This window comes from Streptomyces sp. NPDC052721, from assembly GCF_040678315.1.
In the GTDB taxonomy this organism is placed as follows: domain Bacteria; phylum Actinomycetota; class Actinomycetes; order Streptomycetales; family Streptomycetaceae; genus Streptomyces.
In genome coordinates this window covers 88024-111008 of record NZ_JBFATL010000013.1, presented here as the reverse complement: position 1 = coordinate 111008, position 22985 = coordinate 88024, and the positions used below count along the sequence as shown (strand labels likewise).

Genomic DNA, 22985 nt, shown 5'->3' with positions numbered 1-22985 from the left:
TCAGGGTGCGCCGTCCGGCTCACCTCAGACCGTTGACGATCATGAACAGCACCATGGCCAGGGCCACGAGGAGACCGAGCCGCCGGAGCATGTTCTGCGCGTCGCGCAGTTCCTTCGGCGGTTCGTTCTCGGGGTCTGACCACAGCATTCCACCAGCGTGGGGCTTTGGCCGGGGAGGGCGCCTGAGTACCGGTACTCATTCGGAGCCCCGTGCTGTGCCGCTGTGCGCGGTTCCCCGCGCCCCTTCACGGAATCGTCCCTAGCCCGGCCAGTACGTGCGGGTCCAGGACGTCGGGCCGGGGCGGGGGACACGGTGGGCCGCGATCCTCGACGGGTCGGACCACGCGTCCCTCGGGGACTTTGCGCCGGACGGCGTCGCCGCTGCCGCCGCGGCGCGGGCGCGGACCACCGCCAGAGCGGCGGCCAGCTCCTCCGGGGTCGGGTTGCCTCGTACGACCTTGATGTTCATGACTGCTCCCAGGGGCAGCAGGGCTTGGCGGGGGACCTAGAGGGGGATGTTGCCGTGCTTCTTCGGAGGCAGGGATTCCCGCTTGGTGCGCAGCTGACGCAGCCCGCGGACGATGTGCGCGCGGGTGTCGGACGGCATGATCACCGCGTCGACGTAGCCGCGCTCGGCCGCGACGTAGGGGTTGAGGAGGGTGTCCTCGTACTCCTGGATCAGCCGGGCGCGCACCACCTCGACGTCCTCCCCGCTCGCCTCCGCCTCCGCGATCGTGCGGCGGTGCAGGATGTTGACCGCGCCCTGGGCGCCCATGACGGCGATCTGGGCGGTGGGCCAGGCCAGGTTGAGGTCGGCGCCCAGGTGCTTGGAGCCCATGACGTCGTAGGCGCCGCCGAAGGCCTTGCGGGTGATCACGGTGATCAGCGGGACGGTGGCCTCGGCGTAGGCGTAGATCAGCTTGGCGCCGCGCCGGATGATGCCGTCGTGCTCCTGGTCGACGCCCGGCAGGAAGCCCGGCACGTCCACGAAGGTCAGGACCGGGATGTTGAACGCGTCGCAGGTCCGTACGAAACGGGCCGCCTTCTCGCTCGCCGTGATGTCGAGGCAGCCGGCGAACTGCATCGGCTGGTTGGCGACGACACCGACCGGGTGGCCCTCGACCCGCCCGAACCCGGTGAGGATGTTCGGCGCGAACAGCGCCTGCGTCTCGAAGAACTCGGCGTCGTCCAGGACGTGCTCGATCACCGTGTGCATGTCGTACGGCTGGTTGGCGCTGTCCGGTACGACGGTGTCCAGCTCGCGGTCCTCGTCGCTGAGGGAGAGGTCCGCCTCCTCCGGGAAGGCCGGGGGCTCGGAGAGGTTGTTGGACGGCAGGTACGACAGCAGCTGCTTGACGTACTCGATGGCGTCCTTCTCGTCGCCGGCCATGTGGTGGGCCACACCGGAGGCGGTGTTGTGGGTGCGGGCGCCGCCCAGTTCCTCGAAGCCGACGTCCTCGCCGGTGACGGTCTTGATGACGTCCGGGCCGGTGATGAACATGTGCGAGGTCTGGTCGACCATGACCGTGAAGTCGGTGATGGCCGGGGAGTAGACCGCGCCGCCCGCGCAGGGCCCGACGACGAGCGAGATCTGCGGGATGACACCGCTGGCGTGGGTGTTGCGCCGGAAGATCTCGCCGTACGCCCCCAGGGAGGCGACACCCTCCTGGATGCGGGCGCCGCCGGAGTCGTTGATCCCGATGACCGGGCAGCCGGTCTTCAGGGCGAAGTCCATGACCTTGACGATCTTCTGGCCGTAGACCTCGCCGAGGGCGCCGCCGAAGACGGTGAAGTCCTGCGAGAAGACCGCGACCGGGCGGCCGTCGACCGTGCCGTAGCCGGTGACGACGCCGTCCCCGTACGGGCGGTTCTTCTCCAGCCCGAAGTTGGTCGACCGGTGCCGGGCGAACTCGTCCAGCTCGACGAACGACCCCTCGTCGAGCAGCAGTTCGATCCGCTCACGCGCCGTCAGCTTGCCCTTGGCGTGCTGCTTCTCGACGGCGCGCTCCGAGCCGGCGTGCGTCGCCTCGTGGATACGGCGCTGGAGATCCGCGAGCTTCCCCGCGGTCGTGTGGATGTCGGTCTCTTGGATCTCGTGACGCTCTTCCGGCTCGGACATCGGGATGCGGCTCCCTGCCTGCTCAAAAGGGGGGACGGTTACTCATCCGTAGAGTAGTGGCGGGCCCACGGATCAGCAGTGCGTCGTTTACCACACCTAGGGTGGCTTGCATGACGCCGCAGAATCCATCAGACGACAGCCGCTGGTCCGACCTGGACCGTCCGCCCCTGAACGCCGCGGCGCTGCGCCGCGGGCTGGTCAGGGAGAAGGGCCTGTACTGCGACATCGAGGTGGTGCAGCAGACCGGTTCCACCAACTCCGACCTGGCCGCCCTGGCCGCCGCCGGGGACGCCGACGAGGGCGCGGTCCTGGTCGCCGAGGAGCAGACGGCGGGCCGCGGCCGGCTGGACCGCCACTGGACGGCTCCGCCGCGGTCCGGCCTGTTCTTCTCCGTCCTGCTCAAGCCCACCGACGTGCCGGTGGCCCGCTGGGGGTGGCTGCCGCTGCTGACGGGCGTGGCGGTGGCGACCGGGCTGTCCCGGGCGGCGGGCGTCGACACGGCGCTCAAGTGGCCGAACGACCTGCTGGTGACCGTGGGCGGGGAGGAACGCAAGGCCGGGGGCATCCTCGCCGAGCGGGCCGGCGACGACGGCGTCGTCATCGGCGTCGGCATCAACGTCACGCTCAGGGCGGACGAGCTGCCGGTCCCGCAGGCGGGCTCCCTGGCCCTCGCCGGGGCGCTGGGCACGGACCGGGATCCGCTGCTGCGGGCGGTGCTGCGGTCGCTGGAGGACTGGTACGGGCGCTGGCGGGCAGCGGGGGGCGATCCCTCGGCGTGCGGACTCCAGGAGACCTACACCGCGGGCTGCGCGACCCTCGGGCGCGTGGTGCGGGCGGAACTGCCGGGCGACCGCTCGGTGGTGGGGGAGGCCGTGGCGCTGGACGGCGACGGGCGGCTGATCATCGCCACGGACAAGGGCGTGCAGGAGCCGGTGGGGGCCGGGGACATCGTCCACCTGCGGTTGGCGTGAGGCGCCCTCTGCCGGGGTCGGCCGGGGGTGGGTGTCGCTTGCCGGCGCTGGGAGGGTGCCGCGGCGGACCCGCGGCCGGGTACGGCGGATATGCCCCCGGACCTGCGCCGATCCGTCGCCTCGGCAGCGACGCCGGCCCGGGTTGCCCGGTGCCGGGAAGTGACCCGTCGGCCCCACCCGACGGAGTGAGCTGGCGCACACCTGCCGTAGAGTTGAGGCCGGTCGATACCTGACCGCGGCAGATCGGAAGGGCAGCAGGCGTGACCGTCGACGACACGGGCTCCGGCGCTGGCGGGGACGGCCGGGTGGACCCCCACGCCCCCGACACCGGCGATGACCCGCTGGCCCTGCGTCTGGAACAGCTCATCCTGGGCGCCGAGCGCCGCTACACCCCGTTCCAGGCCGCCCGCAGCGCAGGCGTCTCCATGGAGCTGGCGTCCCGGTTCTGGCGGGCGATGGGCTTCGCGGACATCGGCCAGGCCAAGGCCCTCACCGAGGCCGACGTCCTGGCCCTGCGCCGCCTCGCCGGCCTGGTGGAGGCGGGACTGCTGAGCGAGGCCATGGCGGTGCAGGTGGCCCGGTCCACCGGGCAGACCACCGCCCGGTTGGCCGAATGGCAGATCGACTCCTTCCTGGAGGGCCTGACCGAGCCCCCCGAGCCGGGGATGACCCGCACCGAGGTGACGTACCCGATCGTCGAGCTGCTCCTGCCCGAGCTGGAGGAGTTCCTCGTGTACGTCTGGCGGCGCCAGCTCGCCGCGTCGGCCGGCCGGGTCGTCCAGACCGCCGACGACGAGGAGATGGTCGACCGGCGGCTCGCCGTCGGCTTCGCCGACCTCGTCGGCTTCACCCGGCTCACCCGTCGCATGGAGGAGGAGGAGCTGGGCGAGCTGGTCGAGGCGTTCGAGACGACCGCCGCCGACCTGGTGGCGGCGCGTGGCGGCCGGCTCATCAAGACCCTCGGCGACGAGGTGCTGTACGCGGCGGACGACGCCGGTGTGGCCGCGGACATCGCGCTGCGGCTGGTGGAGACGCTGGCCAACGACGAGACGATGCCCGAGCTGCGGGTCGGCATGGCGTTCGGCACGGTGACCACCCGCATGGGCGATGTGTTCGGTACGACGGTGAACCTGGCCTCCCGGCTGACCTCGATAGCGCCGCGCGACGCCGTCCTCGTGGACAGCGCGTTCGCCGAGGAACTGATCCGCACCGGCGAGGCGCCCGCCTCGGAGGCGGAGGCGGCGGAGGCCGCTGCGGCGGCCGAGAAGGAGGGCGAGGACCCGCCGACGTACCGCTTCGCGCTCCAGCCGATGTGGCAGCGTCCGGTACGCGGGCTCGGCGTGGTCGAGCCGTGGCTGCTCACGCGCCGCGACGGCCAGTCGTAGCCGCCGGCCGCTGGGCCCTGTGGTGTGGATCAGGCCGGCTGCGAGGTGCGGTGCCTCCGAGCCGAGCCGAGGCAGCTGCGAGGCGGAGGAGGGCGCCGACGCGATGGGGGTCCCCCGCGTGAGCGCCAGCCGAGCATGGGGGAGCCGGCAACCGACGACAACGCGGCAGATGTGCGTGCCAGGCCCCGCGACGCCGGGATGATCCGAACGACAGGGCCTAGCCGTCCCGGTCGCCGAGTACGTCCACGCACAGCCCGATCACCGGGACGCACACCCCGCCCGGGCGGGGTTCCGCCGGGCTGCGGCTCGGGGTGGGAGTCGGGGTCGGTGTCGGGGTCGCCGGGGTTGGGCGCGGGGCGGACGCCATCGGCGCGGGCGGCCGGGGTGTCCCGCTCGGCGGGCCCGGGGTCCGGCCCGGCAGGGCGGTCGGTACGGCGGTGTCGCCGGGCGCTGTCGTGGCCGTGCCCGGGTCCGGTGCCGTGCGGACCGGGGAGCCGCTGGGCGTCGGCGCGGGGCTCCTGCCGCCCATGGCGGAGGTCGCCGAGGGCAGTGCGGTGGGGGCGGCGGCGAAGGTGGCCGCGGTGTCGGCGGAGCGCTCCGCGGGCCCGCCGCCCGGGTCGAGCCGGGGCTCGGCCTGCGCCGTGCCGGGGGCGCCGACTCCCGAGTCCGGGGCGGCCCGGACCAGGCTGAGCACGCCCGCGGCCACGGCGAGGCCGCCCGCGGCGAGCAGCACCTTGCGCGGCCGGGGCTTGCGATGCCGGCCGCGCCGTACTCCCGGCGTACCCTCCGGCGCGGGTTGCTGCTCCGCGCCGGAGTGTGCAGGTATCGGTGTCATGGGTCCCGCACGCTATGCGTTCGTGTGGGCGGTGTGCGCGGAGAAGGCCGGGATGTCACTCGAACGGGTGTAGCCCCCTGGACTTCACGGGAGGGGGCACGGCTGCGATGATCGGGCCGACGGCAGTTAACCCGCGTTAACCGGAGGGTGTCATGAGCGAGGAGCGGTTCGGGGAGTTCGTGCTGGTGCGGCGGCACGGACACGTCGCGGAGCTGGTGCTGGACCGGCCCAAGGCGATGAACGCGGTCTCCACGGAGATGGCCCGCTCCCTCACGGGCGCGTGCGCCGCGCTCGCCGCCGACCGGGACGCCCGGGTGGTCGTCCTGACCTCGTCGCACGAACGGGCGTTCTGCGTGGGGGCGGACCTGAAGGAGCGGAACTCCTTCACGGACGCCGACCTGGTACGGCAGCGGCCGGTGGCGCGCGCGGCGTACACCGGGGTGCTGGAGCTGCCGATGCCGACGATCGCGGCGGTGCACGGCTTCGCGCTGGGCGGCGGTTTCGAGCTGGCGCTGTCCTGCGACCTGATCGTGGCGGACCGTACGGCCGTGGTGGGGCTGCCGGAGGTGTCCGTGGGCGTGATCCCGGGCGGCGGCGGCACCCAGCTGCTGCCCCGGCGGGTCGGTGCGGCGCGCGCGGCCGAGCTGATCTTCTCGGCGCGGCGGGTGGAGGCGGCGGAGGCGGCCGAACTGGGGCTGGTGGACCGGCTGGTGGAGCCCGGCCGGGACCGCGAGGAGGCGCTGGCGCTGGGCGAGCGGATCGCCGGGAACTCGCCGGTGGGCTTGCGGGCGGCGAAGCGGGCGCTGCGGTTGGGGCACGGGCTGGATCTGCGGGCCGGGCTGGAGGTGGAGGACGCGGCATGGCGCTCGGTGGCCTTCTCGGGCGACCGGGCGGAGGGGGTCGCGGCGTTCAACGAGAAGCGCGAGCCGCAGTGGCCGGGGGAGTGAGGCACCCCGTGCTGCGGCTGGGCGCTGCCCCGCAGGCCGCGGTGGCGGTCAGCGCCCCGAAGGGGCGCGGGGAACTGCGCGACCGGCCACAGCGCACCCGCACCCGGCAGCGGTCCGCCGTCCCGAGTCAGTAGCCGCACGCGACCGGCCACGGCGTACCCGCACGCGGCAGCGGTCCGTACGCGACCGGCCACGGCGTACCCGCACGCGGCAGCGGCCCGCCGTCCCGAGTCAGTAGCCGCACGCGACCGGCGACGGCGTACCCGCACGCGGCAGCGGTCCGCACGCGACCGGCCTCAGCGCACCCGCACCCGGCAGCGGTCCGTCGTCCCGAGTCAGTAGCCGCACGCGACCGGCGACGGCGTAGCACGCGGCAGCGGTCCGCACGCGACCGGCCACGGCGTAGCACGCGGCAGCGGTCCGCACGCGACCAGCCACAGCGCCCCCGCACCCGGCAGCGGTCCGCGGTCCCGGGTCGGTGGCCGCGTGTGGCCGGTCACCGCGCACCCGCAGCCGGCGAAGCACCGGAGTCCGCCACCTGATCGCCGCACCCATGCCCCCAAACCGCTCATTCCTCCCTAACCTGGAGTAATGGGTGAGGACAAGCGGCTGGCCGCAGTCGTGGCGCTGGCGCAGGGCATGGCGGCGGCGCACACCCCGCGGGAGTCCTGGCAGGCCGCCGCCCTCGGCGCCTGCCGCGCGCTGGACGGCAGCTTCGCCGCGCTGTCGGTGTGGGAACGCGAACTCGGCCGGCTCCGGGTACTCGTGAACGTGGGCGACCGCGCCGCGGACGAAGAGGAGTTCCCGGAGGCCGAGACCTACCCGGTGCACCAGTTCCCGGAGATCACCGAGTTCCTGCACGAGCGGTGGGCCGGCGGCGGCGGCCCCAACGCCTGGGTGGAGACGGCGGAGGGCACGGCGAAGGGCACCCCCGGGTACTTCCACCAGCGTGTCGCCGCCCTGCGCCGCCGCGGTCGCGGCTGCTGCGTGGTCGCCCCCGTCGTCCTGCACGGCCGGGCCTGGGGCGAGCTGTATGTGGCGCGGGCGGTCGGCGAGCCCCTCTTCGCGCGGGCCGACGCCGACTTCGCGACGGTCCTCGCCGCCGTCGTCGCCGCGGGCATCGCGCAGACCGAGCGGTTGGAGGAGGCCCGCCGGCTCGCCTACACCGACGCCCTCACCGGCCTGGCCAACCGCCGTGCCGTGGACGTACGCCTGGAGGAGGCCGTGGAGCGGCACCGCGCGGAGGGCGTGGTCGTCAGCCTGGTCGTCTGCGACCTCAACGGGCTCAAGCGGGTCAACGACACCCTCGGGCACGCCGTCGGCGACCGCCTCCTCGAACGCTTCGGCTCGGTGCTGTCGCTGTGCGGCGCGATGGTGCCGGGGGCGCTGGCCGCACGCCTCGGCGGGGACGAGTTCTGTCTGCTCGCGGTCGGGCCGCCCGGCGACGACGTGGTGAAGGCCGCCGACGAACTGTGCCGGCGGGCGGGGGAGCTGGAGCTGGGGGAGGGCGTCGCCTGCGGGGTCGCCTCGACCGAGGACGCGATCGGTGAGGTGCGGGACGCCCGCCGGCTGTTCCGGCTCGCGGACGCCGCCCAGTACCGGGCGAAGGCGCTGTGCCTGGACCGGCCGGTGGTGGCCGGGCGGGAGGGGCCGGACGATCCGGTCGTGCGGCTGGCCGACGCGCCGCCGCCCTCGCGGGCCGAGCGGCGCCGGTTCCGCGGGCGCCGGCCGTGAGGCGAAGCCCACACCGTGCGGTAAGGGTCGCTCCCGGTCCCCACTAGTGACACCAGGGCATTCAATGCGTACGCTCCTGAATATGGATATGCACACTGTGGTGGTGGGGACGTCCGGGGTCACGGCGTCCGACGTTCTCGCCGTGGCGCGCGGCGGTGCCCGCATCGAGCTGTCGGCGGAGGCGGTGGCGGCCCTCGCGGCGGCCCGGGAGATCGTGGACGCGCTCGCGGCCAAGCCCGACCCGGTCTACGGCGTCTCCACCGGCTTCGGCGCCCTGGCGACCCGGCACATCAGCCAGGAACTCCGCGCCCAGCTGCAGCGCAACATCGTCCGCTCGCACGCCGCCGGCATGGGCCCCCGGGTGGAGCGCGAGGTCGTACGGGCCCTGATGTTCCTGCGTCTGAAGACCGTCTGCTCCGGGCACACCGGTGTGCGGCCCGAAGTCGCGCAGACCATGGCCGACGTGCTGAACGCCGGGATCACCCCGGTCGTGCACGAGTACGGCTCCCTCGGCTGCTCCGGCGACCTGGCCCCGCTGTCCCACTGCGCCCTCACCCTCATGGGAGAAGGGGAGGCGGAGGGCCCCGACGGCACCGTCCGGCCCGCAGGCGAACTGCTCGCCGAGCACGGGATCGCCCCCGTCGAGCTGCGCGAGAAGGAGGGCCTCGCCCTCCTCAACGGCACCGACGGCATGCTCGGCATGCTGATCATGGCCCTCGCCGACCTCGACACCCTCTACAAGTCCGCCGACGTCACCGCCGCCCTCACCCTGGAGGCGCTGCTCGGCACGGACAAGGTGCTGGCCCCCGAGCTGCACGCCATCCGGCCCCATCCGGGTCAGGGCGCCTCGGCCGCCAACATGCTCGCCGTGCTCAAGGGCTCGCAGCTCACCGGGCACCACCAGGACGACGCACCGCGCGTCCAGGACGCCTACTCGGTGCGCTGCGCCCCGCAGGTCGCCGGCGCCGGCCGCGACACGCTCGCGCACGCCCGCCTGGTCGCCGAGCGGGAGCTGGCCTCCGCCGTCGACAACCCGGTCGTGCTGCCCGACGGCCGCGTGGAGTCCAACGGCAACTTCCACGGCGCTCCCGTGGCCTACGTGCTGGACTTCCTCGCCATCGCCGCCGCCGACCTCGGCTCCATCGCCGAGCGCCGCACCGACCGGCTGCTGGACAAGAACCGCAGCCACGGCCTGCCGCCGTTCCTCGCCGACGACGCCGGCGTGGACTCCGGCCTGATGATCGCCCAGTACACGCAGGCCGCGCTGGTCAGCGAGCTGAAGCGGCTCGCCGTACCGGCCTCCGCGGACTCCATCCCGTCCTCCGCCATGCAGGAGGACCACGTCTCCATGGGCTGGTCGGCCGCGCGCAAGCTGCGCACCGCCGTGGACAACCTCACCCGGGTCATCGCCGTCGAGCTGTACGCGGCCACCCGCGCCATCGAGCTGCGCGAGGGCCTCACCCCGGCGCCCGCCTCGCAGGCGGTCATCGAGGCCGTCCGGGCCGCGGGCGTGCAGGGTCCGGGTCCGGACCGGTTCCTGGCGCCCGACCTGGCCGCCGCCGACGCGTTCGTGCGCGGCGGTGACCTCGTGGCGGCCGTGGAGAAGGTCACCGGTCCGCTCCGGTGAACGCGCGGGGGCCCCGGCAGTTGCCGGGGCCCCGAACACTACGGCGGAAACGTCACTTCAGCTTGGCGGCCTGCGCCTTCACGACCGGAGCGGAGACCGTGTAGGCCTTCTTGCTCATCATCGCCCCGATGTTGATCGTGGTGTACGTGGCGAGGGTGTTCCCGTGCCGCACGACCTCGGCGTGCAGCGGCAGGGCGCCGTCCTTGCCCGCGTCGTTGGTCGCGGTGAAGGCCACCGACGCGTCACCCGTGCCGGAGGACTTCTCCTCGGCGACCTTGGTGAACTTGCCCTTCTCGCCGTCCTGCTCGCCGGAGAAGCCGCCCGCGCAGGCCTTGACCGCGTCGGAGACCGACTTCAGGGCCTGTTCGGCGCCGTCGCCGTCGTACGAGGCCAGGGTGACCACGGTGACGTCCAGGTCCATGGACTTGTTGATCGCGTCCTCGAACTTGCCGTCGGCCAGGTCGTCCAGGGACGTGGCGTCGTCCGTGGGGTCCTTCTTGTCCTCCGTGGCCATACGGCTGGTGTTCGCCGCCGGCTCACCGGGCGCGATGCCGGTGAACGCCTGGAGCACCGGCCGGCACTTGGCGTCGTCGGACGTGACCTTGCCGCGGTCGGGGATGCCGCCCTCGACGGGGCCCACCTCGTACCCGGGCACCTCGCCCTTGGCGATGATCAGCTTCTTCAGTTCGGCGGCGCTCAGCGCCTTCGCGGCCGGCTTCGCCGCGTCCGGGCCCTTGGCGTCCCCGGATTCCTTCGACCCCCCGTCGCCACAGCCCGTGACGAGGGCGAGCGACAGCGCGCTCACAGCCGCGGTGGCGCACAGCCGCACGCCCGATGATCTCTTCATGAGCGAACTATGGGCGGGCTGTCAAAGTTTCGTCAAGGACGATTAAAAGCCCAGGCGCTCCCGGCGCACCGAATACACGACGAATCCGGCACCCACGGCGAGGAAGAGGCTGCCGCCGACGACGTACGGCGTGGTGTCGAAGCTTCCCGTGTCGGCCAGTTCGGTCTCCGCCGCCGCCCGGTCCGCGCCCTCGGCGGTCGCCACCGTCACCGCTCTGGCCTGCGTGACCTGCGTCGGCGCGGACGTCCGCGCCGTCTGTCGCGCCGGGGCGTCCTGCGAGGCGTTCGCGGACGGGACGAACCACAGGGCACACAGCAGGGTGCCCGCGGCGGTGGCGGTCAGCAGCGGACGGCGAGCGGATGACACGGAATATCGATCCCCTTGTGACGCTGGCGAATTGGCCGTGTGGGGCGATGTTAGTGAAAGGCGCGGGTCACAGGAAAGTCACGGGAGGTTTCGGCCGTACGCTCCCGGCATGAGCGCAGAAGAGACATCACGTTTTGTGCGGCTTCGCGTGGAGCTGGTGCTGGAAGTACAGGACGACGACGAGGTGGCCAAGGCCGCGCTGCGCCGGATCGCCCAGGATCCGGAGCTGCCGGAGGGCGAGCGGGCCCAGGCCGAGGCCGCTGTGACGGAAGACACCGCGGAGGCCCTGGCGTATCTCGTGGATCCCTTCGACCTGGTCAGCGAGGTGCCCGGAGTGGAGCTCCAGCAGGCGTCCTGGTCCAGCGAGCGGGTCGACTACGACCCCGATTCGCCCGACTGGGACCTGGACGAGGATGATGGGGCGGACGACGAGGAAGAGGACGGCATCGGCTGAGCGTCGCGGGGCACCCAGGGCCCCGGACGGCAACCGCCGTCCGGGGTTTCGTCGTCCCAGGGGACGCACGGACCGACTCCCGCACCGACACCGCCGCGGACGCGACCGCGTTCAGCGGACGTGGGATGCCCCACAGGCCCATGGGCTGGGGAACGGGAGGAACCGGCCGTAGCGTTGAAGGTTCTTGGCGGGGACTCTCGGGGTTATCGCGACTCGGCAACGATGGAGAAGTTTGTGATGACGGACAGTAAGCGGCGCAGGCGCCTGACGGCCGCGTCCGCTCTGCTCGGTGGTGTGCTGGTGCTGACGGCGTGTTCCGGCAGCGACGCCGACGCCTCCTCCGGCGGCAATGACACCTCGCAGGCCAAGGTCGACGAGGCGGCGGCCAAGAAGTCGTCGGAGGCGCAGATCACGATCACGCCCAAGGACGGCTCCAACAACGCGTCGATCAACAACTCCGCGGCCGTCACCGTCCGCAAGGGCACGCTCACGACCGTCACGATGACCAGCCAGGACGGCAAGACCGTCGCCGGCCAGCTGTCCGCCGACAAGACGAGCTGGAAGCCCAGCGTCCAGCTGCAGCGCTCCACCACCTACAAGCTCGCCGCGGAGGCCAAGGACTCCGAGGGCCGCATAGCCCACGAGAACGCGTCCTTCACCACGGTCTCCCCGGCCAACAGCTTCATCGGCACCTTCACCCCGGACAACGGCGCCACGGTCGGCGTCGGCATGCCGGTGTCGATCAACTTCGACAAGGCGATCACCAACAAGGCGGCCGTGCAGAAGGGCATCACGGTCAGCTCCAGCAGCGGCCAGGAGGTCGCCTGCCACTGGTTCAACGCCAACCGCATGGACTGCCGGCCGGAGGAGTACTGGAAGGAAGGCTCCACCGTCACCCTGAAGCTCGCGCTCGACGGCGTCCAGGGCGCCGACGGCGTCTACGGCGTCCAGCAGAAGACGGTCACCTTCCACATCGGCCGCAACCAGGTCTCGTACGTCGACGCGCAGACCAAGCAGATGAAGATCACGCAGGACGGCAAGGTCGTCAAGACCATACCGATCTCCGCCGGATCGCCCGACAACAAGACGTACGAGGGCCAGATGGTGATCTCCGAGAAGTTCAAGGAGACCCGGATGAACGGCGCGACGGTCGGCTTCACCGACGACGACGGCAAGGGCGAGTACGACATCAAGGACGTGCCGCACGCCATGCGCCTGACCACCTCCGGCACCTTCATCCACGGCAACTACTGGGGCGCCCCCTCGGTGTTCGGCAACGTGAACACCAGCCACGGCTGTGTGGGCCTCCAGGACAAGAAGGGTGCCAACGACCCGAGCACGCCGGCGGCCTGGTTCTACAACCACACGCTGATCGGTGACGTCGTGGTCGTCCAGAACACCGGCGACAAGACCGTCTCGCCGGACAACGGCCTCAACGGCTGGAACATGGACTGGGCGCAGTGGAAGGCCGGCTCGGCCGTCTGACGCCCCCTCACCCGCTTCGCCGGTGCCGCCCCCAGGGGCGGCACCGGTATTTTCATGGGCGCTCACCCAGGGGTACCGAGGGCAGGTCGCAGCCTTCTCATCCTTCTCGGAAGGCTCCGCGCCTGGCCGCACTGCGCAAGGGGAAGATCAGCCTGCACGAGAACGCGGCCACCTGACGGCGCATAACACAGGCGGGCCGCAGCGGACTTCGCGGTTGTGTAACGGTGTCCCGGCCGCCGCGTAACAGTTTCCGGGCACGCTTTCTCACCGTCCTCTCATCTATTGAGCCCACTGATCATCCCCCTGCATACTGCGTGATCCGGGGGGTTGACGTGCATGCGTGCGAGTCCACCCCCGACCGGGTGAATCGGGAATTCGCCCGGTACTTCATCTCCAGGGGGAGAACTTGCGCAGACAAGTGAAAAGAGCGGCTGCGGCCACCGTGGCAACGGCCGCAGCGGTCGCCCTCGCAGCGGGTATGACCAGCCCGGCGTCGGCGAAGCCCGGACGCGCCTCGGTAGCTGCCACCGCCGCCTCCAAGGGCGCCGTCAAGCACCACGTCACCCTGATCACCGGTGACCGCGTCGCCCTCGACGCCAAGGGCCGCATCGTCGGCCTGCAGCGGGCCCAGGGGCGCGAGCACATACCCTTCCAGGTCCGCAAGGCCGCCGGACACACGCTGGTCATCCCCGCCGACGCGGCCCACCTGGTCGCCTCCGGCACGCTGGACCAGCGCCTGTTCGACATCACCGAGCTGAACAAGGCCGCCACCCGCAAGGCCCAGAAGAACGGCCTGAAGGTCATCGTCGGCTACCGCGGCTCCGCGACCGCCGCCAAGGCCGACGTCCGCGACGCGGGCACCCTGCGCCGCAGCCTGAAGGCGCTCAACGCCGACGCCGTGCAGACCCCGGTCAAGGACACCGCCGACCTGTGGGACGCCGTCACCAACGGCGACAGGACGGCCTCCGGCATCGCGCACGTCTGGCTCGACGGCGTCCGCAAGGCCGCCCTCGACAAGTCCGTGCCGCAGATCGGCGCCCCCACCGCGTGGGCCGCCGGCTACACCGGCAAGGGCGTGAAGGTCGCCGTCCTGGACACCGGCGTGGACACCACCCACCCGGACCTCAAGGACCAGGTGATCGAGTCCAAGAACTTCACCCCCGCCGCCGACGCCACCGACCACTTCGGGCACGGCACGCACGTCGCCTCCATCGTGGCCGGCACCGGCGCCAAGTCGGGCGGCAAGTACAAGGGTGTGGCCCCGGACGCCAAGCTCCTCAACGGCAAGGTCCTGGACGACAACGGCTCCGGTGACGACTCCGGCATCCTCGCCGGCATGGAGTGGGCGGCCTCCCAGGGCGCCGACGTCATCAACCTGAGCCTCGGCGGCTACGACACTCCCGAGGTCGACCCGCTCGAAGCCGAGGTCAACAAGCTCTCCGCCGAGAAGGGCGTCCTGTTCGCGATCGCCGCGGGCAACGAGGGCCCCCAGTCGATCGGTTCGCCGGGCAGCGCGGACGCCGCGCTCACCGTCGGCGCCGTCGACGACAAGGACAAGCTCGCCGGCTTCTCCTCCACCGGCCCGCGCGCCGGCGACGGAGCCATCAAGCCGGACGTCACCGCGCCGGGCGTGGACATCACCGCCGCAGCGGCCAAGGGCAGCGTCATCGACCAGGAGGTCGGCGAGAAGCCCGAGGGCTACCTGACCATCTCGGGCACCTCGATGGCCACCCCGCACGTCGCGGGCGCCGCCGCCATCCTGAAGCAGGAGCACCCCGACTGGGGCTACGCCGAGCTGAAGGGCGCCCTGACCGGCTCCACCAAGGGCGGCGCGTACACCCCGTTCCAGCAGGGATCGGGCCGCATCCAGGTCGACAAGGCCATCAAGCAGTCGATCGTCGCCGACCCGGTGTCGGTGAGCTTCGGTGTGCAGCAGTGGCCGCACACCGACGACAAGCCGGTCACCAAGAAGCTGACGTACCGCAACCTCGGCGACGAGGACGTCACGCTCACCCTGAGCAGCACCGCCACCAACCCCAAGGGCGCGGCGGCCCCGTCCGGCTTCTTCAAGCTCGGCGCGACGACGGTGACGGTCCCGGCGCACGGCACGGCCTCGGCCGACTTCACCGTCGACACCAGGCTGGGCGGCACCGTCGACGGCGCCTACTCGGCGTACGTCACGGCGACGGGCGGCGGCCAGACCGTCCGCACGGCCGCCGCGGTGCAGCGCGAGGTGGAGTCGTACGACCTCACCCTGAAGTTCATCGGCCGTGACGGCAAGCCGGCCCCGTACTACAGCGCCGACGTCAGCGGCGTGGCGGGCCTGGCCAACGGCGTCTGGCTGAACCCGTACGACAAGTCCGGCACGGTGAAGGTGCGCGCGCCCAAGGGCACGTACATCCTCAACACCTCCCTCTACGGCGACCCGCAGGACGCGTCCAAGGGCATCGACTGGATCGCGCAGCCGAAGCTGACCGTCGACAAGAAGCAGACGATCACCATCGACGCGCGCAAGGCCAAGCCGGTGGACATCACCGTCCCGGCCTCCGGCGCGAAGTCCGAGTTCGCCTCGCCGGAGTACGACGTCACCATCGGCAACGGCCAGTACGGCTACGGCTGGTTCCTGGACTCGTACAAGAACTTCCGCACCGCCCACCTGGGCCCGCAGCTGCCCGCCGGAACGCTGTGGCAGCAGTGGGACGGCCACTGGAGCAAGGGCGCGACCGAGGAGTACGACGTCACCTCCGGCGGTGCCGTCAAGCAGCTCGCCACCGGCTACACCAAGCACTACAAGGCGAGCGAACTCGCCACGGTGAAGGCCCGGCTGGGCGCTGCGGCGAGCGGCAAGAAGGGCTCGATCAACGCGGTGGGCTGGCTGCCCGGCAGCACCGGCGCCTCCTCCATCAGCATCCCGCAGAAGCTGCCCGGCACCCGCACCCTGCACCTGTCCGCCACGGGCGGCGTGCGGTGGCAGCTGGAGTTCGAGCAGGACGGCGGGGTCGACCAGGACGGCTTCCCGGTCCCCGAGGCGGGCTACGACCTCGGCCAGTTCACCTTCAAGGGCGGCCAGACCTACACCAAGACGGTCAACACCGCCGTCTTCGGCCCGCACGTCAGCAAGGACTTCGGCCTGTTCCGCGACGGCAACGAGATCTTCGGTGTGCTGCCGCTGTTCGCCGACTCCGCCAAGCACCCCGGGTCCTCGCAGTTCACCTCGGTGAACACCACGCTGTACCGCAACGGCACCAAGGTCGGTTCGAACACCGACCCGCTGTTCGGTGAGAAGACCTTCAAGGTGCCGGCCGGTGACGCGGCGTACAAGCTGACCACCTCGGTCAAGCGGTCCGCGAAGGTGTCGGAGGCCTCGACGCGCATCGACGCGGCCTGGACCTTCCGCTCCAAGAAGCCGGCGGACTTCGCCCAGCTGCCCGCCTCCGCGCTGCACTTCGGCGCCACGACCGGCCTGGACAGCCGGGTCACGGCCGGCAAGACGGTCACCTTCCCGGTCACCGTGGAGGGCGCCGCCGCCGGCGGCAACCTGAAGTCCCTCGCCGTCTACGTCTCCTACGACGGCAAGAACTTCAAGAAGGTCACCGTCAAGAACGGCAAGATCACCGTCAAGAACCCGGCGAAGAACAAGGCGATCTCGTTCCGCGCCAAGATCACCGACAAGAAGGGCAACACGTCGGCGATCACCCTCTACAACGCGTACTTCGGCAAGTAGGCCGTCGTGACGTGAGCCGTAGCGCTCTCTGACGAGGGGTGCACCGGAGGAAAGCCTCCGGTGCACCCCTCACCGCGTTGCCGCGCGGGTCGCGTCGGCGCCCCAGCTGGCCAGGAGACGGAGGGAGTCCGCGGAGGAGGAGTCCGGGTCGGCGTGATAGGTGACCAGGGACTGCTCCGAGCCGTCCGTCAGGCGGAAGCTCTCGAAGTTCAGGGCCAGCTCGCCCACCAGCGGGTGGTGCAGGTGCTTGACGCCGTGGCTCTTCTCCTTGACGTCGTGCGTGGCCCACAGCCGGCGGAACTCCTCGCTCTTGACGGACAGTTCACCCACCAGGGCCGACAGACGCGCGTCGTCCGGATCGCACCCCGCGTCCATCCGCAGCGCGCACACGATGTCGATCGCCTTCTGCTCCCAGTCGACGAACAGCTCCCGGTAGTCGGGGCGCAGGAAGACCAGCCGCGCCCAGTTGCGCTCACCGGGCGGCAGCTCCCCCCAGTCGCCGAAGAGGGCCGCCGCCATCCGGTTCCAGGCGAGGATCTCCGCGCGCCGGCCCACGATGTACGCCGGTACCCCCTCCATGGCGTCCAGCAGCTGCCGCAGCACCGCCCGCACCTGCTGCTGCCGTGCCGCCGGCTTCTTCTTGTGCGCCTTCGGCTTGGCCAGGTGGGTCAGGTGCGCGTGCTCGGCGTCCGTCAGCCGCAGCGCCCGGGCGATCGAGTCCAGCACCTCGGCCGAGACGTTCCGGCCGTTGCCCTGTTCGAGGCGGGTGTAGTACGCCACCGACACCCCGGCCAGCTGCGCCAGCTCCTCGCGGCGCAGCCCCGGCACCCGGCGGTGCCGTCCGAAGTCGGCCAGCCCCACGTCCTCGGGCTTCAGCCGGGCCCGCCGGCTGCGCAGGAACTCGCTCAGCTCCGCCCGCCGGTCCAGGGGCCGGCCGGTGGCCACGCCTGCGTCCGGCTGCTCGTCCCTGCTGTCCATACGTCCAGTATTCCTGGTCGTAGGCGCAGGAACCTGACCCCGTCGGTGGTAGGAACGGCGGTCGTACGCAAAAGCGTGGTCTGGGTGGGGGGCGCCTCGCGCGGGAGGCTGGACACCGTGCCCGGCAGGAAGGCAGCCGGGCGCGAGACCCCCCGCTAGGAGATCCTCCGCATGACCACTGTTGCCGCATACGCCGCGCCCGCCGCGAAGGCCCCGCTGGAGCGGACGACCATCGAGCGACGCGCGGTCGGCGAGTACGACGTCCTGATCGACATCAAGTTCGCCGGTATCTGCCACTCCGACATCCACCAGGCCCGCGAGGGCTGGGGCGAGGCGATCTTCCCGATGGTCCCCGGCCACGAGATCGCGGGTGTCGTCGCCGAGGTCGGCCCCGGCGTGACCAGGTTCCAGGCCGGCGACCGGGTCGGGGTCGGCTGCATGGTCGACTCCTGCCGCGCGTGCGAGAACTGCCTGCGCGGCGAGGAGCAGTACTGCCTCAACGGCATGGTCGGCACCTACAACGCCGTCGGCAAGGACGGCGAGCCCACCTACGGCGGCTACTCCGAGAAGATCGTCGTCGACGAGAACTACGTCGTCCGCATCCCCGACGGGCTGTCCCTGGACGTCGCCGCGCCGCTGCTGTGCGCGGGCATCACCACGTACTCCCCGCTGCGCCACTGGAACGCGGGCCCCGGCAAGAAGGTCGCGGTCGTCGGCCTCGGCGGACTCGGCCACATGGCCGTCAAGATCGCGCACGCCATGGGTGCCGAGGTGACGGTCCTGTCCCAGTCCCTGCGCAAGAAGGACGACGGCCTCAAGCTGGGCGCCGACCACTACCACGCCACCAGCGACCCGAAGACCTTCGAGGAACTGGCCGGCACCTTCGACCTGATCGTCTCGACCGTGTCCGCGCCGATGGACTTCGGGGCCCTGCTGTCGCTGCTGAAGGTGGACGGCGCCCTGGTGAACGTGGGCGCCCCCGAAGAGCCCGTCTCGCTCAACCTGTTCTCGGTGATCGGCGGCCGCAAGACCCTCGCCGGCTCCATGATCGGCGGCATCCGCGAGACGCAGGAGATGCTGGACTTCTGCGCCGAGCACGGCATCGGCGCCGAGATCGAGCTGATCAGCGCCGCCGAGGTCAACGAGGCGTACGAGCGCGTACTGGCGAGCGACGTCCGCTACCGCTTCGTGATCGACACGGCCACGATCTGACTCCGTCGGCGGGGGCGGGGCTGTTGGCGGGGTTGCCGGCCGGGGCCGGGCCGTTGGCAGGGGTGGGGTGGGGTTGCGGCTCGGCAGTCGCCATCCGGCCGTCGGCCGGGTCGGGGCGCGGCTTGGCAGCGACAGCAGACCGTGGCTCGGCAGCGGCGGTGGGCCGTGGTTCGGCAGCGGCGGTGGGCCGTGGTTCGGCAGCCACGGCAGACCGTGGTTGGCAGCGACAGCAGACCGTGGCTCGGCAGCCACGGCAGCCACGGCAGCCACGGCAGCCACGGCAGCCACGGCAGCCACGGCAGCCACGGTCCGCCGACCAGCGCCGTGAGCGCGCCGGCCGGCACCTCCGGCGGTGGCAGCCGGGCGCGCGTCGCGAGGTCGACGGCCACGAGCACCACCGCACCCGTCGGCGCTGAGCACAGCAAGGGCCGGGTGCGGGGCGCGAGGTGCGGCGAGGTGCGGGTGAGACGGTGGGCGAGCTGGGGCGCGGTCAGCGCGACGAAAGCGACCGCGAGGGTCGACGCCGAGCACGGTCAGCCCGAGCCGCACCCGGTCCACATGGACCCCGGGCCCGGCCACGGTCTCGTCCCGAACACCGGCGCCCCGGCGACCCGCCCCCCACACCCACCCCGGCACTCAGCCGGCCGGCAGCACCGCCGACGGCACCGCCTGCGCACACCCCCGGCCGTTCAGGCTTCCGGTGAGCCGCGCCTGACCTGGAGACACGGCTGCACGACGGCCGACAGGGCCACGCCGACGCCGCCCCGGCCCCCGCGTCACTCGACCCCGAAGCCCTCCCCGGTGCCGTAGGCCCGTACGACCACGCCCCCGTCCGGCGCGGGCCGCACCACATGGGCCCGCCCGGCGCCCGTCACCCGTGCCTCGCCGTCTCCCACCATGAGCAGCGTGTTCTCGTCCACGGCGACCCCGTACGGCGCGTCCCCCCGCGCGACCGCCGACACCAGGCGCGCCAGCGTGCCCCACTGGGCCGCGTGCACGTCCACCGCGAACGGCACCAGGCCGAGCCCCGCCCGTACCTCGACCTCCGCCAGATCCTCCCCGGTCTCCTCCGGGCACACCGGAACCCCGTCCAGCAGCCACCCGCCGACCACGGCCCGCCGCGCGGCCACGGCGGCACCTGCGGAGAAGCCGGCGTACGGCATCCCGCGCGCGGCCAGCAGCGCCGGCAGCCGCTCAAGGCAGTCCGCGAGCGCGTCCTGGTACGCGGGCGTGAGCCCACCGCACACCAGCAGCCCGTCGATCCCGTCCAGCACGGCCTCCGGCTCGAACCGGCCGCCGAGCGGCACGAGCAACGGCACCGGCGTGCACGGCGGCCCGGCCTTCCGCAGTGCCGCCGTGTACCGCTCGAACTGCGCGGCCCCGTCGCCCTCGTCGAGGATCAGACACCCCACCCGGCGCTCGCCGCCCAGTTCCCGCAGGAACGGCTCGTACGCCTCAGCGTGGTCCCAGCCCCCACCGATGAGAAAAACCCGACTGCCCATGCCCTCCCCTTCGCTCCATGTCGATCGCTCTCGGCATGAGGAGCGAATCTACGGGGCGGACCGGCGGCCGTCGCCCGAATTAGCCGCCGGCGTCGCGTACGCGACCTCAATCTTCCGTGTCGGCGTCCCTTCGGTAGCAGTCCGGCGAGGCGGAGGACGCGAATTGGGGCAGATCGTTACGGAAGAAGCGGTGGCTGTCGGGGTTGGTCCTGACCGACGATGAAGGGGGCGGGATCGCTGCTCCAGGTGTTGTTCACTGTGTCTGTAGCAGGGTCGTACCTCCATGCAACGCTCTGCCTCCAATAGAAGGCCGGCTTCTTCGAAGAGGAGATGGAGCCGGTAGGGGTGAGCTGCAAAAGCGCGTCACGGATCACTTCGACTTTCTCGCTCTTCAGCCGGGTGGACACTGTTGGCTGTACATAGAGCCGCACGCCATGGCCCACCTTTTCCAGGCGAATCAAGTGAGGAAGGGTCACGTCCACGGTCGGTGACCGCCGTAGCTCGAAGAAGTTGTACAGCGAAACAGCCAGGGCGACGACAGCGGCAGCCGTGGCAGACCATTTGTGCACGGCCTCGAAGCGTCGCCGCCTATGAGATCTGACCGGCCTCCTCGTGGCGTCTTCCATCCCCCCACTCTGCCGGGAAGACGCGACCCTCCGTCCGCCGCACAACTCCGTATGGCGAGCGAAAAGACGCCCGCTCACGGACACTCCTCCCGCGACCGCAGCCGGGCCGCCGGCTCGGGACCGCCGACGCAGCGAGACGGGCCAGGTCGCTTCAAGCGTGGCGGACAGCAATGCCCGACGGCAAACGTGATGTGCCGTCGGGCAAGTGGCGACCGCTCGTCGCGAACCCTGCGCGCGCGTGGGCTCGGCAGCCCACCCGCGATGTCAGCCCTGGGCCTTGGCGACCCCGATCGGGCAGGACACGCCGGTGCCGCCCAGGCCGCAGTAGCCTGCGGGGTTCTTGTCGAGGTACTGCTGGTGGTACGCCTCGGCCGGGTAGAAGGGGCGGCCCTGCGCCGGGAGGATCTCCGTGGTGATCGTGCCGTAGCCGGAGGAGGTCAGGACCTTCTGGTAGGCCTCGCGGGAGGCCTGTGCCGTGGCCGCCTGCTCCGGGGTGTGGGTGTAGATCGCCGAGCGGTACTGGGTGCCCACGTCATTGCCCTGACGGAAGCCCTGCGTCGGGTCGTGGGACTCCCAGAAGGTCTTGAGGAGACGGTCGTACGAGATCTGGCGCGGGTCGTAGACCACGCGGACCGCCTCCGTGTGACCGGTCAGGCCCGAGCAGACCTCCTCGTACGTCGGGTTCTCGGTGTAGCCGCCCTGGTAGCCGACCAGGGTCGTGTACACGCCCGCCGGGAGCTGCCAGAACTTGCGCTCCGCGCCCCAGAAACAGCCCAGGCCGAAGTCGGCGACCTCCAGGCCCTCCGGGTACGGGCCGAGCAGCGGGGTGCCGAGAACGGTGTGCCGGTCGGGGACCTGGTAGGCGAGTGCGGGGCGGCCCTTGAGTGCCTGCTCGGGGGTGGGCAGCTGGGGCGTGCGGCCGAAGAGCATGGGGTCTCCCTGTCGGTCTGGGGTGGGGGCCGGCGGCCTGGCCGGCCGGCAGCCCGTACAACGTCCGGGAGACCCGCCGCATTCCGGTCAGGCAGGCGCCGCCGCGGCCTCCTGCACCGCCCGCACCACGGTGTTGCGGACCTGGCAGTAGTACCCGGCCATGTCACCCCGGTAGCGCCACGGCAGCGCGTTCACATGGCCGTCCACCAGCTTGAACTGCTCCAGCGCCGCCTCGTTGCGGTCCTGGAGGTGCAGGTAGAACGCCAGCAGGTGCCGCAGCTCCGGCAGCCGCGGGTGGGACGGGTCCGCCGCCGCGGCGTCCCGGAGCGCCGCCTCGACCCGGGCCAGCATCTCCGGCGTGTTGTCGGCCGCGGTGTCCTCCGAGTCGTCGTGCTCGAAGTGCGCGATGAGCGGCAGCGCCGTCAGCAGGCTGCCCAGCGGCGCGTCCGTGGCCGCCCGCTCGGCGAACTCGAAGGCCAGCCGCTGCGAGCCGCGCCACTTGGCGCACCAGTACTGGAGCGCCGAGAAGTGGGCCTCGTAGTGGTGCGGGGCACGGGCGGTGACCTCCGCCCACAGCTTGTCCATCTCGGCGTTCGGATAGCCGAGGCCCAGCGCCACCCATATCTCCGCGATGTACGGCGTCGGGTCGTCCGGGTTCAGCGCCGCAGCCCGGGCGATCTCGTCACGGGCGGAGACCAGCGTGCGGTGGAAGCCCTCGGCCTGCTCGCGGGTCGTGTACTGGGCCGTCTTCGCGCCGCGCAGCTTCCAGGCGAGGATCACCGTGCTGCGTGCCCGGACGACGGCCGCGTCCGGATCGTCACGCCGCTCGGCCTCCCACGCCAGCAGCCACGCGTCCTCCTCGGCAGCGCGGTCCGCCAGCAGGTACGTGAGCGCCGACCGGCGGTCCCAGTCCGGGCCGATCGCCGCGAGCAGGTCGGCGGCCGGCCGCCAGTCACCGCCGCGCACCGCGGTGAGCGCGGCGGTCCACTCCGCCGGCAGGGGCGCGGCGAGGTCGGTGTTCTGCCGCTCTGCGGGCAGCAGCCCGAGCTTCTCCGCGGCCTGCGCGGCTTCCGCGGCCTCGGTCGCCTCCGCGTCGTCGTCGGGGCTCGGGTGGAACAGCTCTCTCAGGAACACCCAGGCCAGCCACAGCACGAAGATCAGCGTGGGCACGGCCAGGATGCCCAGGATCCAGAAGAGGACGGTCATCGGGGGTCGGTCCGTTCGTTTCGGGGACAGCGGCGGG

Annotated in this window: 21 protein-coding genes; 9 read left to right on the top strand and 12 right to left on the bottom strand. The window is 71.9% G+C overall.

Going from position 1 to position 22985, the window contains the following annotated elements; all coding sequences use genetic code 11:
* Positions 1–19: 19 nt before the first annotated feature.
* The 3 genes from AB0L21_RS15580 to AB0L21_RS15570 all read right to left on the bottom strand — a co-directional run bounded on the left by AB0L21_RS15580 (position 20) and on the right by AB0L21_RS15570 (position 2119).
* Positions 20–148 (bottom strand): hypothetical protein, encoded by a 129-nt coding sequence (locus tag AB0L21_RS15580; protein ID WP_365701633.1) that lies wholly within the window; start codon positions 146–148, stop codon positions 20–22.
* A 111-nt stretch (positions 149–259) separates the two neighbouring features.
* Positions 260–469: an acyl-CoA carboxylase epsilon subunit gene (locus AB0L21_RS15575; RefSeq protein WP_365784447.1), complete on the bottom strand. Its 210-nt coding sequence runs from the start codon at positions 467–469 to the stop codon at positions 260–262.
* 36 nt (positions 470–505) lie between these two features.
* Positions 506–2119: an acyl-CoA carboxylase subunit beta gene (locus AB0L21_RS15570; RefSeq protein ID WP_365701629.1), complete on the bottom strand. Its 1614-nt coding sequence runs from the start codon at positions 2117–2119 to the stop codon at positions 506–508.
* Between the two features lie 110 nt (positions 2120–2229).
* Between AB0L21_RS15570 and AB0L21_RS15565 the strand changes: the two genes are divergently transcribed.
* On the top strand, positions 2230–3090 hold the full coding sequence (locus AB0L21_RS15565) for a biotin--[acetyl-CoA-carboxylase] ligase (protein ID WP_365701627.1): 861 nt from the start codon (positions 2230–2232) through the stop codon (positions 3088–3090).
* Positions 3091–3350: 260 nt separating this feature from the next.
* Positions 3351–4475 (top strand): adenylate/guanylate cyclase domain-containing protein, encoded by a 1125-nt coding sequence (locus AB0L21_RS15560; RefSeq protein ID WP_365701624.1) that lies wholly within the window; start codon positions 3351–3353, stop codon positions 4473–4475.
* A gap of 217 nt (positions 4476–4692) precedes the next feature.
* On the opposite strand, the gene AB0L21_RS15555 is transcribed toward AB0L21_RS15560, so the two are convergent.
* Complete coding sequence (locus AB0L21_RS15555) at positions 4693–5310, bottom strand: hypothetical protein (protein ID WP_365784445.1); 618 nt, start codon at positions 5308–5310, stop codon at positions 4693–4695.
* 152 nt (positions 5311–5462) lie between these two features.
* On the opposite strand from AB0L21_RS15555, the gene AB0L21_RS15550 reads away from it, so the two are divergent.
* The 3 genes from AB0L21_RS15550 to hutH all read left to right on the top strand — a co-directional run bounded on the left by AB0L21_RS15550 (position 5463) and on the right by hutH (position 9618).
* Positions 5463–6257, top strand: a complete 795-nt coding sequence (locus tag AB0L21_RS15550; RefSeq protein WP_365784443.1) for an enoyl-CoA hydratase-related protein — start codon at positions 5463–5465, stop codon at positions 6255–6257.
* Between the two features lie 591 nt (positions 6258–6848).
* Entirely contained in the window at positions 6849–7991 is a 1143-nt protein-coding gene (locus AB0L21_RS15545; protein ID WP_365701618.1) for a GGDEF domain-containing protein, read from the top strand.
* An 88-nt stretch (positions 7992–8079) separates the two neighbouring features.
* On the top strand, positions 8080–9618 hold the full coding sequence (gene hutH, locus AB0L21_RS15540; protein WP_365701687.1) for a histidine ammonia-lyase: 1539 nt from the start codon (positions 8080–8082) through the stop codon (positions 9616–9618).
* Positions 9619–9670: 52 nt separating this feature from the next.
* Here hutH and AB0L21_RS15535 read toward each other — a convergent pair whose 3' ends face one another.
* Positions 9671–10465: a hypothetical protein gene (locus tag AB0L21_RS15535; protein WP_365784441.1), complete on the bottom strand. Its 795-nt coding sequence runs from the start codon at positions 10463–10465 to the stop codon at positions 9671–9673.
* A gap of 42 nt (positions 10466–10507) precedes the next feature.
* Positions 10508–10831, bottom strand: coding sequence for an LAETG motif-containing sortase-dependent surface protein (locus AB0L21_RS15530; RefSeq protein WP_365784439.1), 324 nt, complete (start codon positions 10829–10831; stop codon positions 10508–10510).
* Positions 10832–10940: 109 nt separating this feature from the next.
* Here AB0L21_RS15530 and AB0L21_RS15525 point away from each other — a divergent pair, with 109 nt between their 5' ends.
* From AB0L21_RS15525 to AB0L21_RS15515, 3 genes are all read left to right on the top strand, one after another.
* Positions 10941–11285: a hypothetical protein gene (locus AB0L21_RS15525; RefSeq protein WP_365701612.1), complete on the top strand. Its 345-nt coding sequence runs from the start codon at positions 10941–10943 to the stop codon at positions 11283–11285.
* A 237-nt stretch (positions 11286–11522) separates the two neighbouring features.
* Positions 11523–12770, top strand: a complete 1248-nt coding sequence (locus AB0L21_RS15520) for an Ig-like domain-containing protein (RefSeq protein ID WP_365701610.1) — start codon at positions 11523–11525, stop codon at positions 12768–12770.
* Between the two features lie 418 nt (positions 12771–13188).
* A complete protein-coding gene (locus tag AB0L21_RS15515) occupies positions 13189–16494 on the top strand; it encodes a S8 family serine peptidase (RefSeq protein WP_365701685.1) in 3306 nt (1101 codons plus the stop codon).
* A gap of 69 nt (positions 16495–16563) precedes the next feature.
* Here AB0L21_RS15515 and AB0L21_RS15510 read toward each other — a convergent pair whose 3' ends face one another.
* Positions 16564–17472 carry a helix-turn-helix transcriptional regulator gene (locus AB0L21_RS15510; protein WP_365784437.1) on the bottom strand — a complete coding sequence of 303 codons (909 nt, stop codon included), beginning with the start codon at positions 17470–17472 and terminating at the stop codon, positions 16564–16566.
* Positions 17473–17643: 171 nt separating this feature from the next.
* Between AB0L21_RS15510 and AB0L21_RS15505 the strand changes: the two genes are divergently transcribed.
* Entirely contained in the window at positions 17644–18684 is a 1041-nt protein-coding gene (locus AB0L21_RS15505) for an NAD(P)-dependent alcohol dehydrogenase (protein WP_365701606.1), read from the top strand.
* On the opposite strand, the gene AB0L21_RS15500 is transcribed toward AB0L21_RS15505, so the two are convergent.
* The 5 genes from AB0L21_RS15500 to AB0L21_RS15480 form a co-directional block, all read right to left on the bottom strand.
* On the bottom strand, positions 18651–19178 hold the full coding sequence (locus tag AB0L21_RS15500) for an iron chelate uptake ABC transporter family permease subunit (protein ID WP_365784495.1): 528 nt from the start codon (positions 19176–19178) through the stop codon (positions 18651–18653). The genes AB0L21_RS15505 and AB0L21_RS15500 overlap by 34 nt on opposite strands.
* Before the next feature lie 282 nt (positions 19179–19460).
* Complete coding sequence (locus AB0L21_RS15495; RefSeq protein ID WP_365784435.1) at positions 19461–20186, bottom strand: hypothetical protein; 726 nt, start codon at positions 20184–20186, stop codon at positions 19461–19463.
* Between the two features lie 176 nt (positions 20187–20362).
* The gene (locus tag AB0L21_RS15490) at positions 20363–20812 is read right to left on the bottom strand and encodes a hypothetical protein (protein WP_365784433.1); all 450 of its coding nucleotides are present in this window, start codon (positions 20810–20812) and stop codon (positions 20363–20365) included.
* 264 nt (positions 20813–21076) lie between these two features.
* Positions 21077–21742, bottom strand: coding sequence for a peptide-methionine (S)-S-oxide reductase MsrA (msrA, locus tag AB0L21_RS15485; RefSeq protein ID WP_365784431.1), 666 nt, complete (start codon positions 21740–21742; stop codon positions 21077–21079).
* Between the two features lie 87 nt (positions 21743–21829).
* Positions 21830–22948 carry a hypothetical protein gene (locus AB0L21_RS15480; RefSeq protein WP_365784429.1) on the bottom strand — a complete coding sequence of 373 codons (1119 nt, stop codon included), beginning with the start codon at positions 22946–22948 and terminating at the stop codon, positions 21830–21832.
* Positions 22949–22985 lie beyond the last annotated feature (37 nt).

Coding starts and splice junctions, on each gene's coding strand:
- AB0L21_RS15480 (WP_365784429.1), bottom strand. CDS start 22,948: ATGACCGTCCTCTTCTGGATCCTGGGCATCCTGGCCGTGCCCACGCTG.
- AB0L21_RS15525 (WP_365701612.1), top strand. CDS start 10,941: ATGAGCGCAGAAGAGACATCACGTTTTGTGCGGCTTCGCGTGGAGCTG.
- AB0L21_RS15535 (WP_365784441.1), bottom strand. CDS start 10,465: ATGAAGAGATCATCGGGCGTGCGGCTGTGCGCCACCGCGGCTGTGAGC.
- AB0L21_RS15490 (WP_365784433.1), bottom strand. CDS start 20,812: ATGGAAGACGCCACGAGGAGGCCGGTCAGATCTCATAGGCGGCGACGC.
- AB0L21_RS15555 (WP_365784445.1), bottom strand. CDS start 5,310: ATGACACCGATACCTGCACACTCCGGCGCGGAGCAGCAACCCGCGCCG.
- hutH (WP_365701687.1), top strand. CDS start 8,080: ATGCACACTGTGGTGGTGGGGACGTCCGGGGTCACGGCGTCCGACGTT.
- AB0L21_RS15575 (WP_365784447.1), bottom strand. CDS start 469: ATGAACATCAAGGTCGTACGAGGCAACCCGACCCCGGAGGAGCTGGCC.
- AB0L21_RS15510 (WP_365784437.1), bottom strand. CDS start 17,472: ATGGACAGCAGGGACGAGCAGCCGGACGCAGGCGTGGCCACCGGCCGG.
- AB0L21_RS15565 (WP_365701627.1), top strand. CDS start 2,230: ATGACGCCGCAGAATCCATCAGACGACAGCCGCTGGTCCGACCTGGAC.
- AB0L21_RS15505 (WP_365701606.1), top strand. CDS start 17,644: ATGACCACTGTTGCCGCATACGCCGCGCCCGCCGCGAAGGCCCCGCTG.
- AB0L21_RS15580 (WP_365701633.1), bottom strand. CDS start 148: ATGCTGTGGTCAGACCCCGAGAACGAACCGCCGAAGGAACTGCGCGAC.
- msrA (WP_365784431.1), bottom strand. CDS start 21,742: ATGCTCTTCGGCCGCACGCCCCAGCTGCCCACCCCCGAGCAGGCACTC.
- AB0L21_RS15495 (WP_365784435.1), bottom strand. CDS start 20,186: ATGGGCAGTCGGGTTTTTCTCATCGGTGGGGGCTGGGACCACGCTGAG.
- AB0L21_RS15570 (WP_365701629.1), bottom strand. CDS start 2,119: ATGTCCGAGCCGGAAGAGCGTCACGAGATCCAAGAGACCGACATCCAC.
- AB0L21_RS15520 (WP_365701610.1), top strand. CDS start 11,523: ATGACGGACAGTAAGCGGCGCAGGCGCCTGACGGCCGCGTCCGCTCTG.
- AB0L21_RS15545 (WP_365701618.1), top strand. CDS start 6,849: ATGGGTGAGGACAAGCGGCTGGCCGCAGTCGTGGCGCTGGCGCAGGGC.
- AB0L21_RS15550 (WP_365784443.1), top strand. CDS start 5,463: ATGAGCGAGGAGCGGTTCGGGGAGTTCGTGCTGGTGCGGCGGCACGGA.